Origin of the sequence: Qipengyuania sp. ASV99 (assembly GCF_047872805.1) — a bacterium.
In the GTDB taxonomy this organism is placed as follows: domain Bacteria; phylum Pseudomonadota; class Alphaproteobacteria; order Sphingomonadales; family Sphingomonadaceae; genus Erythrobacter.
In genome coordinates, this window is the sequence record NZ_JBLQUK010000001.1 from 750609 (window position 1) to 764132 (window position 13524).

Genomic DNA, 13524 nt, shown 5'->3' on the forward strand with positions numbered 1-13524 from the left:
GCGTGATACAGCGCGCGTGCTATGGATTCCTTTCTGCTCTGCCTGGTGATGACCTTCGCCATTGCCTTTGGCGGGCGCGAGCAATTGATCGTCGCGCAGTTTTCCGAAAGTCTCGAACGCGGTCTGCCGCTGTTGGTGACGGGAGCGTTCTGCGCGCTGCTGAGCGCGGCGATCATGGCCTATGCCGGGTCCAGCCTCGCCGCCATCCTGCCGCCGCGCGCCGCCGCCATGCTGGTCGCGTTTGCGCTGATGATTGCAGCGTTTGAACTGATCTGGCCCGTAAAATTGAAAGCGATGGCGGAGCCGACCCGGTCGCTGATCGCCATCGGGATCGTGGTGCTGGCGCGGCAAGTCGGCGATGCAGCGCGCTTCGTGATTTTCGCCTTTGCCGCGCAGGCGACCTATCCCGCTACCGCGCTGATCGGCGGGGCCATCGGCGGGATCGCGGCGGCGGCGCTCGGCTGGTCGCTGGGACTTTCGCGCCTCTCGCAATTCCCGCTGCGCGCGATCCGCAGTGTGATGGGCGGGGGTTTGATAGTTGCGGCGATAGTGATCGGATTGAATGCTCGTTTCATGTTTTTGTGAACCACTGAACCGATCACTGCGAATTGGTATTTTTCGGATCAAACGACCTCCTCAATCATTGATAGAGTGGAGATATTAGCGGTGCCTATTCCCCGACAATGGTGCCCGACAGATAGAAAAGGAGGATAATCATGCTTGACCCCAACGCTAACTCGACCACCCAGATGGTAGCCGAAATCAACGGCTTGCTGGCAGATCACTTTGCGCTTTTTGTGAAGACAAAGAATTTTCACTGGCACGTAAAAGGTCCGCGTTTCCGCGATTTGCATCTGCTGTTTGACGAACAGGCGATTGCCATCCGCGACCAGATCGATGCCATCGGTGAACGCGCGCGGAAACTGGGCGGTGATACGATCACCTCGCTGGGCATGATTGCGCAGCACAGCCAGGTCAAAGATCAGGATAATGCCGCACTTTCAGCAGAAGACATGATCCGCGAACTGCGCGATGACAACGCCAACATGGTCGCCCGGCTCAAGAAGATGAAGGATTTTGCCGAGGCCGCCGGCGACAACGCCACCGACGGACTCATCGACGATTGGACCGACATGGCCGAAGAGCGCGTGTGGTTCCTCAACTCGCTGCTTGGCTAGGATAAGACAAACGATACGCGAGAATTCGCGTTCGAAGGAGAGGGCCGTTTCCGCTTTGCGGGAGCGGCCCTTTTGCTATGCGTGGGCAATGCAGAATGTAACGATCATTGAAGGCGGCGATGCTGCTGCCATCGCCGCATGGTTGTCGGGCTGCCTTGCCGCGCCCGCTGCCATCACCATTCCGGGTGGGTCCACCCCATTCCCGATCATCAAAGCGCTGATCGAAACGGGCGAGGTAGGTTGGAACGGAATCGAAGTCTGGCCCAATGACGACCGCATTGTGCCCGAAGACCACGAAGCGTCGAATACCGGCAAGATCCGCGCCCTGCTGGAACCGCAAGGCGCGGCTATTGTAGGGCTGGAAGAGGGGCTGGTCCCGCCCCGTTTTGCGCTGACTTGGCTAGGCATGGGGCCGGACGGACACACCGCCTCGCTGTTTCCCAATACCGATCCGCAAGTGGACGATCCGCAGATGTTGCGTCGCCTCACCCCTGATCCGTTGCCCTCACACGCGCCGTTTGACCGCATCACGCTGACCTTGCCAGCCTTGCTGGCGAGCGATGCAATTCTGTTCACGCTAGGGGGCGCGGGTGACAAGCGCGGCGTGTTCGAGGCGGCTATGGCGGGCGAGCATGATCTGCCCGTCGCGCGTTTGCTACGCGCAGCAGGGGCGCGCGGAATTCCGGTTACATGCTTCACCTGATCGCCAATCTTATAGAGCGCATTTTGCCTGCGCCTATGCAGCGCGCCTTGATGCCGCTTGCGCATCGCATCCGGCACCGCTGGCGCATCTGGCGGGGCGCACCAATTGCCGGGGTGAGCGCGGTGCTGATGAACCTCAATGGCGAGGTTTTGTTGCTGCGCCATTCCTATGGTCCCGAGGTGTGGGGGCTGCCCGGCGGCGGCCTTGCGCCCGGCGAAGCGCCCGAGGCCTGCGTGCGGCGCGAGGTGCAAGAGGAACTGGGCATCCGGCTGGGCGCGGTTGAAGCCTTCGCCACGCTGGAGGAAGTGCTGTCGGGTTCGCCGCACACCGCTTATCTGTTTGCAGCGACGATCAATGCTCAACCCAATCCGGATCAGCGCGAAGTGGTGGAGGCACGGTTCTTCCCCTCGCATTCGCTGCCCGAACCATTGGGCGAGGTCACGCGGCGGCGGATCGCCGCATGGAAAGCGCGCGGGACAGCCGGATAAGCCCTGAACCTAAAGCAGCGACAATTGCGCGGTATCCGGCGGCGCGTTGCGTTCCTCTGCGCCTTCGAGATTGCTCAGCGTCAGGCCCATCAGCCGGATCGGTGAGGGCAAGGGCAGCGCTTCGTCGAGCAATTCACGGCTTATCCGCGCGAAATCCGCTTTGTCCGCGACCGGATGGATCAAGGACTTGGCGCGGGTCATCAGCTGGAAATCGGTGAATTTGACCTTCAGCGTCACCGTTCGCCCGCGCGCATCGGCGCCCTCTATCCGGTCCCACACAATGTCGATGATAGTCTCCAGCGTGTCGCGCAGCGCCGCTCCGCTGGAAATATCCTCGCTGAAAGTGCGTTCTCCGCCCACCGATTTTCGCAGCCGATGCGCGCTGACCGGGCGCAGGTCGATCCCGCGCGCGGCGCGAAAGAAATAATCGGCGGACGATCCGAAATGCGCACGCAAAAAAGCGATGTCCTTGGCCGCGAGGTCTGCACCAGTGGCGATCCCCAGCCGCTTCATCTTCTCCTCCGCTTTGGGCCCGACCCCGTGGAACCGTCGGATCGGCAGGCCCGCAACAAATTGCGCCCCTTCGCCCGGACGAATGACGCATAGCCCATCGGGCTTGTTCTGGTCGCTCGCCAGCTTGGCGAGAAATTTGTTGTAGGAGACCCCGGCACTCGCGGTCAGCTGGGTCTTGGCCTTGATCTCCTGCCGGATCAGCGTGGCAATCCTGGTGGCGCTGCCGATACCCAGTCGGTCCTCGGTCACGTCAAGATAGGCCTCGTCCAGGCTCAATGGTTCGACCAGCGGGGTGTGATGTTCAAAAACCCGGCGGATCTGGCGGCTCGCTTCTTTATAAGCGTCAAAATGCGGGCGCACGAAAATGAGATCGGGGCACAGCCGTTTTGCGGTGACGGAGGGCATGGCGCTGCGCACGCCAAATCGCCGCGCCTCATAGCTCGCCGCAGCAACCACCCCGCGCCCGCCAGCGCCGCCCACCGCCACCGGCTTGCCTCGCAAATCCGGTTCGTCGCGCTGTTCGACGCTGGCAAAGAAGGCATCCATATCAACATGGATGATCTTGCGCAGCCCCGCCGCCTCACCATCATCGCGCAGATCCTCGCTCATGGTGAGTAATCTAGCCTCATTTGCGCCCGCGCGGAACTATCCGGGCCGCGATGTTTTTTGTGCACATGCGAAATGAAGAGTTTTCATCGGGCGGAGCAGGCGTCAAAGAGCCTGCGATGTCTGCTGAAACCTCTCTTTCTGCGCCCGCTACCAGTCCCAAGCCCGCGCACAAGCCGCTGCACGAAACCGAGCTGATCTGGATGATGGCGATGCTGATGGCGCTGCAGGCGTTCGGCATTGACGCCATCCTGCCTGCGCTTGATGAACTCGCGTTGGCGCTGACGGTGGAGGGCAACGACCGGCAATTTGTGATCGGGGTCTATCTGCTCACCGCCGGAATCGGCGCGCTGGTGCCGGGCGCATTGGCCGATCGTTTCGGGCGAAGGCCAGTTCTGCTGGGTTCGATTGCGGTCTATATTGCGCTCTCGCTCGCCAGCGCGATGGTCACCACATTCGATCAATTGATCGCGGTGCGCGCCGCGCAGGGGTTCTTTGGCGCAGGCATAGTCGCGCTGCCACCAGCAATCATCCGCGACCGGGTGGGCGGCGACAAGATGGCGCGCATGATGAGCCTGATCTTTGTCATATTCCTGATGGTTCCGGCCATCGCGCCCAGCATTGGCGAGCTGATCCTGCTGGTCGCCGATTGGCGCGCAATATTCGTGGCGATGGCGGTGCAGGGCATTCTGGTGGGATGCTGGGTGTATTTCCGTCTGCCCGAAAGCCTGACGGATGAAAACCGCCAGGCGATCCTGCCCGGCGTGATTGCGCGCAACATGGCCCGCGCGCTTAGCCTGCGCAGCGTGGCCGGTTATATCATTGGCAGCTCGCTGGTGTTCGGGGCGCTGTTTGGCTTTATCAATTCCGCGCAGCAATTGATCACCGAGACATTTGGCGCGGGCGATATCTTCCCCTTTGTGTTTGCCATCTGCGCTGGTTCAATGGCGTTTGCCAGTTGGTCCAATTCGCGGATCGTCGAACGGTTTGGTGCGCGCCGGGTCAGCCACACCGCGCTGTTCGTGTTCATCGGCGTGGCTTCGTTGCAAGTCTATTTCGCATATCAGCCCGATGAGACGCTGTGGCAATTCGTCCCGCTGATGGCGATCAACATGATGCTGCTCGGCTTTATCGGGAGCAATTTTGGCGCGATTGCAATGAACCCGTTTTTTGCGATTGCGGGCGCGGCCAGTTCGGCACACGGCTTTGTCAGGATGACCACGGCGGCGTTGCTGGGCGGGCTGATCGGATATTCGTTTGATGGAACGGCGCAGCCGCTGGCGCTGGCTTTGCTGGCGAGCGGGCTGGCGTGCCTTGCGCTGGTGCTGTTCAGCGAAAAGGGCAAATTGTTCGGTCCGCCCGATGCCGCGCTGGGGCCGACGAAGATGCGCAATATTTGAGGGGTTGGAGGCCGGCCTAGCGCTCGCTTTCCAACCTTCGCCACGCCAGCCCCGCAAATTCGCAGAGCAGCGGGCGTGTGTCGCGCGGGTCGATGATGTCCTCGACATTAAAACGTTCGGCGCTGCGGAACGGCGAGGTGACCTTGGCCAGCCGTTCGCGGATGTCCTCCAGCAGCGCCTGCGGATCATCGGCGGCTTCCAGTTCGGCCTTGTAAGCAACCTCCAGCCCGCCCGCGATCGGGAGGCTGCCCCAGTCGCCAGACGGCCAGCAATAGCGGTATTGATACCTCTCGGCATTGCTCATCGCGCTGCCTGCGATGCCATAGGCGCGCCTGAGGACCACGCTGGCGAGCGGCACGGTGGCGCGGTAAATCGCGTTCATGGCATTGACGCCGTAGCGGATCGTCCCCGCCATCTCCGCCTCGCGCCCGATCATGAAGCCGGGATTGTCCACCAGATGCACGATGGGCAGGCGGAACTGGTCGGCGAGTCTGACGAAACGTTCGACCTTCTCGCTGGTTTTGGCCTCCCACGATCCGCCGAGGTAGCTTGGATCGCTCGCCACCACGCAGACCGGCCAGCCGTCGAGCCGGGCGAAGGCGGTGATCGCGGCGCGGCCCCAGTGCCTGCCGATCTCGAACACGGTGCCGTGATCGAACAGCATGTCGAGGCAGCGGCGCATCGAATAGACCTGCTTGGGATCGCGCGGAACGAGACTGAGCAGCGCCTCTTCGCGCCGGTCCGCTGGGTCATCGCAGGCGGCGCGGCGGGCGTGCTGGCCGACATATTCGGGCATGAAGCTGAGGAAATGCCGCGCGCGGGCGAAGGCTTCGGCCTCGCTGGCGACCTCGTCATCCACCACCCCGTTGCGGGTGTGGATCGCCGATCCGCCGAGCACTTCCTTGGCCTCCTCGTGATTGGCCGCGCCGCCCTTGTAAGCTTCGCCCAGCCCATCTACCACGGCGGGGCCCGCGGCGAAGATCTGGCTGAGGCCCTTGACCATGATCGAGTAATGGCTGGCGACCGTCCGCGCCGCACCGAGGCCCGCCGTCGGCCCCAGAGCGAGCGCCACCACCGGCACGGTGTCGAGGTTCGTCACTACATCGCCCCAGCCGGGCACGGCAGGAATATAGGTTGCGCCGATCTGTTCGAGTGTCTTGACGCTGCCGCCGCCGCCCGTCCCGTCGATCATGCGGATGATGGGCAGCTTCAGCTCGTGCGCCATCATCTCGGCCTGCACCATCTTGCGCGCGATGCCAGCGTCTGCCGCGCCGCCTCTGATGGTGAAATCGTCCGCTGTGGCGACGACGGGGCGGCCGTTGATCAGTGCCTTGCCGAAGAGGAAGGGGGCGGGGGTGACGCCTTGGAGGTCGCCATTGGCGTCATACTTGGCGCTGCCTGCGATCTTGCCGATCTCGCGGAAGGAGCCTTCGTCACACAGCGCCGCCAGCCGCGCGCGGGCATCCATCTTGCCGCGTGAGTGTTGCCGCGCAACCTTGTCCGCGCCGCCCATCTGCTCGGCAAGCGCCTCGCGTTGCCGCAGTTCTTCGAGTTCCTTTTGCCAGCTCATTCTCACCCCATAGGCAAACCGTCATCCCAGCGAAAGCTGGGACCTAGGGCCTCATGGTGCAGTGCTTGCCGCCCTAGGCCCCAGCTTTCGCTGGGGTTACGGATTATTCTTCTGTCGAGGCAGGCACCACCGTCACCAACACCGCCTCAACCTGCACCTGCGCGCCCGCGCTGACGCTCAGCCCCTCGACCACCCCGTCGAAGGGCGCGGTGAGGGCGTGTTCCATCTTCATCGCCTCGAGCACCAAGAGCCGCTGCCCGGCGGTGACCGCCTGGCCTTCGGCGACATCGACCGCGATGACCTTGCCCGGCATGGGCGCAATGATCGCGCCGTCTGCGGCTGAGGCTTGGCCGGTGCCGTCATGGCGATAGGGTTGGATGTGGAACGTTGCGCCGTCGCAGAAATAGAGTTTGCCGGAGTTGCCTTGAATGGTGAGGTCGAATGCCGGGTCGTCGCCATCGAATGCCGGGTCGACTTCGACCTCCACGCCGTCAACCAGCAATCGCACAGACTGTTTGTGTTCGGCGTTTAGACGAAAGCCACCGATCCCCGATTGGCGGGCGTAATTGTTCCCCCAAGCGTCAGCGTAGAGCAGGTCTTCCGCGTAGAGCGCCAAGGACAGCTTGGGCGGCGATGGCGGGCCTGTCAGCGTATCGATGTTCTCCGCAATGGAACCGGTGGTCATCGTACCGCTCTTGAATGCGGGCAGATCGAGCAGGCGGAACAGGAACCAGGCGTTCTGCTTGACCGGCCAGACCTGCACATGACCCGTTGATTGTCGTAGTGCGGCGATCGCAGCGTCACGGTCTTCAGCATGACAGATGAGTTTCGCGATCATTGGGTCGTAGTAAGAGCTGACCTCGGCTCCTCGATCGACGCCGGTTTCAACGCGAGCAAAATGCGGCGATATATTCAGGTGCTCCAACCGCCCCGTGCTCGGCAGAAACCCCTTCGCCGGGTCTTCCGCATAGAGCCGCGCCTCGATCGCGTGGCCGTAGATCGACAGTTCCTCCTGCCGCTTGGGCAGCAGTTCGCCGCTTGCAACCCGCAATTGCCATTCGACCAGATCGACCCCGGTGATCTCTTCGGTGACGGGGTGCTCGACCTGAAGCCGGGTGTTCATCTCCATGAAGAAGATGCGATCCGCGCGCAGGCCCTCTGAGGCATCGGCGATGAATTCGATCGTGCCCGCGCCCTCGTAATCGACCGCCTTGGCGGCGCGCACGGCGGCGGCGCAGATCGTCTCGCGGGTGGCCGCGTCCATGCCGGGGGCGGGGGCTTCCTCGATCACCTTCTGGTGGCGGCGCTGGAGCGAGCAGTCGCGCTCGAACAGGTGGACGACGTTGCCGTGGGCATCGCCGAACACCTGCACCTCGATATGGCGGGGCGAGGTGATCCACTTTTCAAGCAGCACCTCGTCATTGCCGAAGCTGGCCTTGGCCTCGCGGCGGCAGGATTCGAGCGCGGCGGCGAAATCAGCCGGGGCATCGACCTTGCGCATCCCCTTGCCGCCTCCGCCCGCGACCGCCTTGATGAGGACGGGGTAGCCGATGGCTTCGGCCTCCTTGGTCAGCCGTTCGACCGACTGGTCCGACCCGTCATAGCCCGGCGTCACCGGCACGCCCGCCGCGCGCATCAGCTGCTTGGCCGCGTCCTTCAGACCCATCGCGCGGATGCTGGCAGGCTTGGGGCCGACCCAGATCAGCCCGGCGTCCAGCACGGCCTGCGCGAAGTCGGCGTTCTCGGAAAGGAATCCGTAGCCCGGATGGATTGCATCCGCCCCGGTCTGCTTCGCGGCGGCGATGATCTTCGCGCCCACCAGATAGCTTTCCGCCGCGGGTGAGGGGCCGATATGCACGCTCTCGTCGGCTTGGCGCACGTGCAGCGCCTTGGCATCGGCATCAGAATAGACTGCGACCGTGGCGACGCCCATCGCGCGCGCGGTGCGGATGATCCGGCAGGCAATTTCGCCGCGATTGGCGATCAGGAGTTTGGTGATCATAGCGCGAACTCGGGTGCCTCAGGCGCGCCCAGAGCGGCGCAGCGCGTCGGTGGCTCCATGGTGAAGCTGGTGTTGGCGACTTTCCAGCCGCTCTCGGTGCGCACCAGCGACAGCGAATTGACCCCGCAATGCGACGTCGCGCCGTTTGCCAGGAAGCGGTAAGGCCCCCAGACCTGCGCCATGTCGCCGTCCACCAACACATGATCGTAGGACATGAGCTCGTCGAAATCGCCGGAGCGCGTGCCCCAGCGTGCCAGGTGATCGGCGACCGGCACGGCATCGACACGCGGCAGGTCGGGGTTCATCCGGCTGTGGATGAAGATCACGCCTTCGGACAGCATCACCGCTGCGAGCGCGGTGCGGTCCTCGCTGCGCAGGGCAGCGAAGAAGGCGTCAGCGGCCAGCATGACCTCGGCCTGTTCGCGCGAGGGCTTTGCTTCAGGTGTGGTGGCAGCCAGCGGTGCGGCGACAAGGCCAAGCAGCGCGGCGACGGATTTCAAGAGTCCTCTCATTGGGCTGCGCTAGCCCAAAAATTTGGTCATTGCGAGACGTAGTCGATGCAATCCAGAGCGTTGCGCGATGCGGCTCTGGATTGCCGCGCCGACTGCGTCGGCCCGCAATGACAATTATGAGGTGGTGGGCCGATAATCCGAGATGCCCCATGTGATCGGCCCGTCGGGATGCTTTTCGCGGTTGATGATCGCCGACAGGAACGCACGCACGCCGTAGAGCGCCTTTTCCCCGCGCGGCACAAAGGTGCGGCTGTTCCACGCCTCGGTCCCGCGTTTGCGCACCTTGCGCCCGATTGCGCCGTAGATGCGCGCGGCGCTGAGCACTGCCCAGCGGCTGCGGAAGGGCAGGCGTTCTGCGCCCACCCGCGCCGCCGCCTCGTGCTTTTCCACCAGCGCCACCAGCCGTGCGGCCATTTCCGCAAGTTCAGCGCGGTGGTGCGGTTTGGTGTGCTGACCCGGTTCGATGTCCTGTTCGACCAGCCATTCCATCGGCAGGTAACAGCGCCCGGCGGCGTCATCCTCGACAATATCGCGGGCGATGTTGGACAGTTGAAACGCCAGCCCAAGATCGCAGGCGCGGTCGAGTGTGTCCTGATCCTCGGGCGAGACTCCCATCACCACCGCCATCATCACGCCCACCGCCCCGGCGACGTGATAGCAATAGCGCATCATGTCCGCTTCGGTTCGGGGCCGCCAATCCTCTGCATCAAGCTGAAATCCCGCGATCACGTCCTCTGCCATCGCTGGGGTCAGCCCACATTCCTGCGCCACCACGCCCAGCGCATCGAAGGCGGGATCGCCCGTCGGCTTACCCTCAAACGCAAGTGCCGTCAGCCGCCGGATCAGCGCAAGCCGCGCGTCGAGATCGGACTGATCGCCCAGCACTCCGCCCAGTTCCTGATTGTCGGCGATATCGTCGCACCGGCGGCACCAGGCATAGAGCAGCCAGGCGCGTTCGCGCGTGTCGCTGTCGAACAATTGCGAAGCTGCGGAAAAGCTTTGCGAGCCATATTTGATCGCCTGATGCGCGTGGTTTACCAGCGCGGCGCGTGTTTCCGCATCGACAGCCATAGCGCGTGCCCTAGAGTTCCTCTGCCTTCATGCGGAAGATCGGGGTGTGCGGAACATAGGCGGCCATCCGTTCCAGCAGATCGGGCAGGGTTTGCGCTGCGATCAAGATGTTCTGATGCGCTGGCCGGACAAAGCCGACCGCCGCCATCTTCGCGTTGAAGGCGAGCAGATCGTCATAGAAGCCGAAGGCGTTCAGCACGCCCACCGGGTCCGAATGATAGCCCAGCTGTGCCCAGCTCATCGCCTCCCACAATTCGTCCATCGTGCCGACCCCGCCGGGCAGCGTCACAAATCCGTCTGACAGGTCAGTGAATTTCTGCTTGCGTTCGTGCATGCCCGATACGGAGATGAGTTCGTCGCAATCGTGGTTGGCAACCTCGGCGCGGATCAGGCTTTCGGGGATGATCCCGATCACCTCGCCGCCCGCTTCCTTCGCCCCCTTGGCCACCGCGCCCATCAACCCGAGCCTGCCGCCGCCATAGACAACGCCTATGCCGCGCTGCGCCAGCGCCGCACCGACATCATAGGCCAGTTCGACATAGCGCGGATCGGCCGGGCTGGCGGACCCGCAATAGACGGCGAGACGTTTCACGCGCCCACCTTCGCCAGATCTTCCAGCATCAGCCCGGCGGTCGCTTTCGCGCTGCCGACCACGCCGGGGATGCCTGCGCCGGGATGCGTGCCTGCACCCACGAGGTAGAAATTACCCAACACATCATCGCGGTTGTGGCCGCGCAAATAGGCGCTTTGCCACAGCAAGGGCTCGAGGCTGAAGGCGCTGCCCATGTAAGCGGACAGGTCCTGCTGAAAATCCTTGGGAGCATAGCTGAATTTGGTCACGATCCGGTCGTGAATATCGGGGATGAGCCTGCGGCCCACCTCGTCGAGGACCATTTTTTCAAGCTTTGGCCCGACCTCGTCCCAGTCAACCGGCATTTTGCCCATATGGGCGACCGGCACCAACGCGTAGAACGTGCTCTTACCCGGCGGGGCCATGCTCGGATCGGTCACCGTGGGGTGATGCAGGTAGATGGCGAAATCTTCGGGCAGGACACCGTTCTTGAAGATGTCGTCGAGCAGCCCCTTATAGCGGTTGGCGAACAGGATCATGTGATGCGCGATCCCCGGCCATGTCCCCTCCAGCCCGAAATGCACGACGAACAGCGAGGGCGAGAAACTTTTGCGTTTCAGTGACTTTGCCATTTGCGGTCCGCGCGGCGAACCCGACAGCAGATCCTTGTATGAGTGCATGATATCGCCGTTGGAGGCGACCGCATCGAACCGCTCGCGCCAGCCGGACTTGGTTTCGACCTCATCCGCGCGGGTGCCCATCGTGTGGACCTGCACCACCGGATCGCCCACCCGCATCGTGCCGCCCAATCGTTCGAAATGGCGCACCATTCCCGCGATCAGCCGGTTGGTGCCGCCGCGCGCCCACCACACGCCGCCGTCCTTTTCCAGCTTGTGGATCAGCGCGTAGATCGACGAAGTGTTCATCGGATTGCCGCCGACCAGCAGCGAATGGAAACTGAACGCCTCGCGCAGTTTCGGATGCTCGATATAGCTCGACACCATTGAATAGACGCTGCGCCACGCCTGTTCCTTGATCAGCGCTGGCGCAGCCTTGAGCATGGATTTGAAATCGAGGAACGGGACCGTGCCCAGCTTGAGATAGCCTTCCTCATACACCCTAGCCGAATATTCGAGGAAGCGCTGATACCCCACCACGTCATCGGGGTTGAGCTTGGCGATTTCGGAATTGAGATCGGCTTCGTCGTTGGAATAGTTGAAATTGGTCCCGTCGGGCCAGTTGAGCCGGTAGAACGGCATGACCTTCATCAATTCGACATCGTCGGCAATATTGTGCCCGGTCAACGCCCACAATTCCTCCAGACAGGGGGGGTCGGTGATGACGGTGGGGCCGGCGTCAAAGGTAAAGCCGTCGCGTTCCCAGTAATAGGCGCGCCCGCCGGGCCGGTCGCGGGCTTCGACCACGGTGGTTGCAATGCCATGCGATTGCAGCCGGATTGCCAATGCCATTCCGCCGAACCCAGCACCGATCACGCAGGCCGATTTGCCGGAATATTTCTCAGCCAGAACGGGATCGATTCCCTGTTTGCCGCGCAGCGCCGGGGCAAGATCGAGTTTGGCGGCAGCCAGGGGGGAGGCCGATGGCGTAGTGGGGGCAGTCATGCCTTTTTCTTCTCCGTTTGAGTGTCCGGCCGTAAGGGCGCGCCGCGTTTGAACATGGCCAGAATGGCGCTTGGGATAGATACGGGGGGTTCACCCCACAAGACGCGGAGCTTGTCCAATGGCCGCGAACGGGCGGCATAGAAACGTTCGATCAACCCCTGCCGCAATTTGTAGAACCTCTGAAAAACCTTCACGCGCTTATCCGGTTCCGCAGCAAAGAACAGAAACCGCGCGAGCAGCCGGTAATAGGCGGTCCTGCGCCAATGCCGCCGCGCGCGCGCCTCCATCAACGCGGCGAGCTGCGGGCCAGTCAGATCAGCCTCTTCCGCGATGATCAGCGCGTTTTCAACCGCGGCGCACATCGTATAGCTGGTGAGCGGATGGGTGAAGCCGCCGCGCGCGCCCGCCGCCGCCACTCCCGGGATGCGGATTTCGGCTTGATAGGCACGGAAGTCGCCGCCAGTCAGCACCGGCAGAACCCCCGCTTCGTGCCCGACGATCGCATTGTCCTGCCACCCATGGGCGCGGGCGTATTGGTCAATCCGCGCCGACAGCGCCGCCCGGTCCAGCACGGGGTCATCGGCGTAATAGGTGTCCTCGACAAACACGTCATGCGCGCCCAGCGGCAAAGTGTAGACAAACCGATAGGCCGCACCATTGCCGTGCGGGGCGAGTTGATCGACCGTTGCATCCATGATGATCGGACGTTCGAGCCCGTGCGGTTCGGCCAGCCGCATGTGCCGCCCGAAAAACACTTGCCAGCCGCCGCTGAGATGCGGGCTCGGCTGGAAACTGCGGCAATCGATCACGGCGCGCGCGTCCAGTCGCTCTCCCCCGATCAGATCAACGCCGCGTGCATCCAGGCTGATTGCCTTGCGTTCCAGCATGATCGCGCTGGCGGGCAATTCGCGCGTCAGGCCTTCGTGAAAATCATGCGAGGCCATGGACCGATAGGCGGTCCCCAAAGTGCGTCGATATTTGGGGAATTGCACGTCATACCCGCCATTCCAGCCCGTTTGCCGAAACCCGCTCAGCAAGGCGCGCCCGTCTTCCGACAGGTCGCTGTCAAACCAGCTCCAACGGTGATTGCCGCCCAGGCTGCGCCCAGCCTCGATCAAAGCGATGCGAAATTCGGGCCGCGCCCGGTGCAGCGCCAGCGCGGTCAAGCCCCCGGCGAGGCCGCCGCCAACAATGACCACATCGAATTGGGAATCGCTCATGCCCGCAAAGCCGTAGGGCAGGGCGGGCCAAGGGGCAATATTGCAGGGCCCGCCAACACGCGCCGCGC

General features: G+C 63.1%; 13 protein-coding genes. 5 read left to right on the forward strand and 8 right to left on the reverse strand.

Features of this window, described 5'->3' with window-relative positions:
- Positions 1 to 21 precede the first annotated feature (21 nt).
- The 4 genes from ACM64M_RS03795 to ACM64M_RS03810 all read left to right on the forward strand — a co-directional run bounded on the left by ACM64M_RS03795 (position 22) and on the right by ACM64M_RS03810 (position 2369).
- Positions 22 to 585 (forward strand): hypothetical protein, encoded by a 564-nt coding sequence (locus ACM64M_RS03795; protein WP_416227296.1) that lies wholly within the window; start codon positions 22 to 24, stop codon positions 583 to 585.
- A 131-nt stretch (positions 586 to 716) separates the two neighbouring features.
- Positions 717 to 1178, forward strand: coding sequence for a Dps family protein (locus tag ACM64M_RS03800; RefSeq protein WP_416227297.1), 462 nt, complete (start codon positions 717 to 719; stop codon positions 1176 to 1178).
- Between the two features lie 88 nt (positions 1179 to 1266).
- Positions 1267 to 1881: a 6-phosphogluconolactonase gene (locus tag ACM64M_RS03805; protein WP_416227298.1), complete on the forward strand. Its 615-nt coding sequence runs from the start codon at positions 1267 to 1269 to the stop codon at positions 1879 to 1881.
- Positions 1869 to 2369, forward strand: a complete 501-nt coding sequence (locus ACM64M_RS03810; protein WP_416227299.1) for an NUDIX domain-containing protein — start codon at positions 1869 to 1871, stop codon at positions 2367 to 2369. The genes ACM64M_RS03805 and ACM64M_RS03810 overlap by 13 nt, the downstream gene beginning before the upstream one ends.
- Positions 2370 to 2378: 9 nt before the next feature.
- Here the strand turns inward: ACM64M_RS03810 and dinB are convergent, their stop codons facing one another.
- The gene (gene dinB / locus ACM64M_RS03815; protein WP_416227300.1) at positions 2379 to 3491 is read right to left on the reverse strand and encodes a DNA polymerase IV; all 1113 of its coding nucleotides are present in this window, start codon (positions 3489 to 3491) and stop codon (positions 2379 to 2381) included.
- Positions 3492 to 3607: 116 nt separating this feature from the next.
- Here dinB and ACM64M_RS03820 point away from each other — a divergent pair, with 116 nt between their 5' ends.
- Positions 3608 to 4888, forward strand: coding sequence for a multidrug effflux MFS transporter (locus ACM64M_RS03820; RefSeq protein ID WP_416227301.1), 1281 nt, complete (start codon positions 3608 to 3610; stop codon positions 4886 to 4888).
- Between the two features lie 16 nt (positions 4889 to 4904).
- Here the strand turns inward: ACM64M_RS03820 and ACM64M_RS03825 are convergent, their stop codons facing one another.
- The 7 genes from ACM64M_RS03825 to crtY form a co-directional block, all read right to left on the reverse strand.
- Positions 4905 to 6458, reverse strand: coding sequence for an acyl-CoA carboxylase subunit beta (locus tag ACM64M_RS03825; protein ID WP_416227302.1), 1554 nt, complete (start codon positions 6456 to 6458; stop codon positions 4905 to 4907).
- 103 nt (positions 6459 to 6561) lie between these two features.
- Positions 6562 to 8460 (reverse strand): acetyl/propionyl/methylcrotonyl-CoA carboxylase subunit alpha, encoded by a 1899-nt coding sequence (locus ACM64M_RS03830; protein ID WP_416227303.1) that lies wholly within the window; start codon positions 8458 to 8460, stop codon positions 6562 to 6564.
- Positions 8457 to 8972, reverse strand: coding sequence for a hypothetical protein (locus ACM64M_RS03835; RefSeq protein WP_416227304.1), 516 nt, complete (start codon positions 8970 to 8972; stop codon positions 8457 to 8459). Before ACM64M_RS03835 ends, ACM64M_RS03830 begins: the two co-directional genes overlap by 4 nt.
- Before the next feature lie 114 nt (positions 8973 to 9086).
- Positions 9087 to 10043: a phytoene/squalene synthase family protein gene (locus ACM64M_RS03840; protein ID WP_416227305.1), complete on the reverse strand. Its 957-nt coding sequence runs from the start codon at positions 10041 to 10043 to the stop codon at positions 9087 to 9089.
- A 10-nt stretch (positions 10044 to 10053) separates the two neighbouring features.
- Positions 10054 to 10635, reverse strand: a complete 582-nt coding sequence (locus ACM64M_RS03845) for a TIGR00730 family Rossman fold protein (protein ID WP_416227306.1) — start codon at positions 10633 to 10635, stop codon at positions 10054 to 10056.
- Positions 10632 to 12236 (reverse strand): phytoene desaturase, encoded by a 1605-nt coding sequence (locus tag ACM64M_RS03850; RefSeq protein WP_416227307.1) that lies wholly within the window; start codon positions 12234 to 12236, stop codon positions 10632 to 10634. Before ACM64M_RS03850 ends, ACM64M_RS03845 begins: the two co-directional genes overlap by 4 nt.
- The gene (gene crtY / locus ACM64M_RS03855) at positions 12233 to 13456 is read right to left on the reverse strand and encodes a lycopene beta-cyclase CrtY (RefSeq protein WP_416227308.1); all 1224 of its coding nucleotides are present in this window, start codon (positions 13454 to 13456) and stop codon (positions 12233 to 12235) included. Before crtY ends, ACM64M_RS03850 begins: the two co-directional genes overlap by 4 nt.
- Positions 13457 to 13524 lie beyond the last annotated feature (68 nt).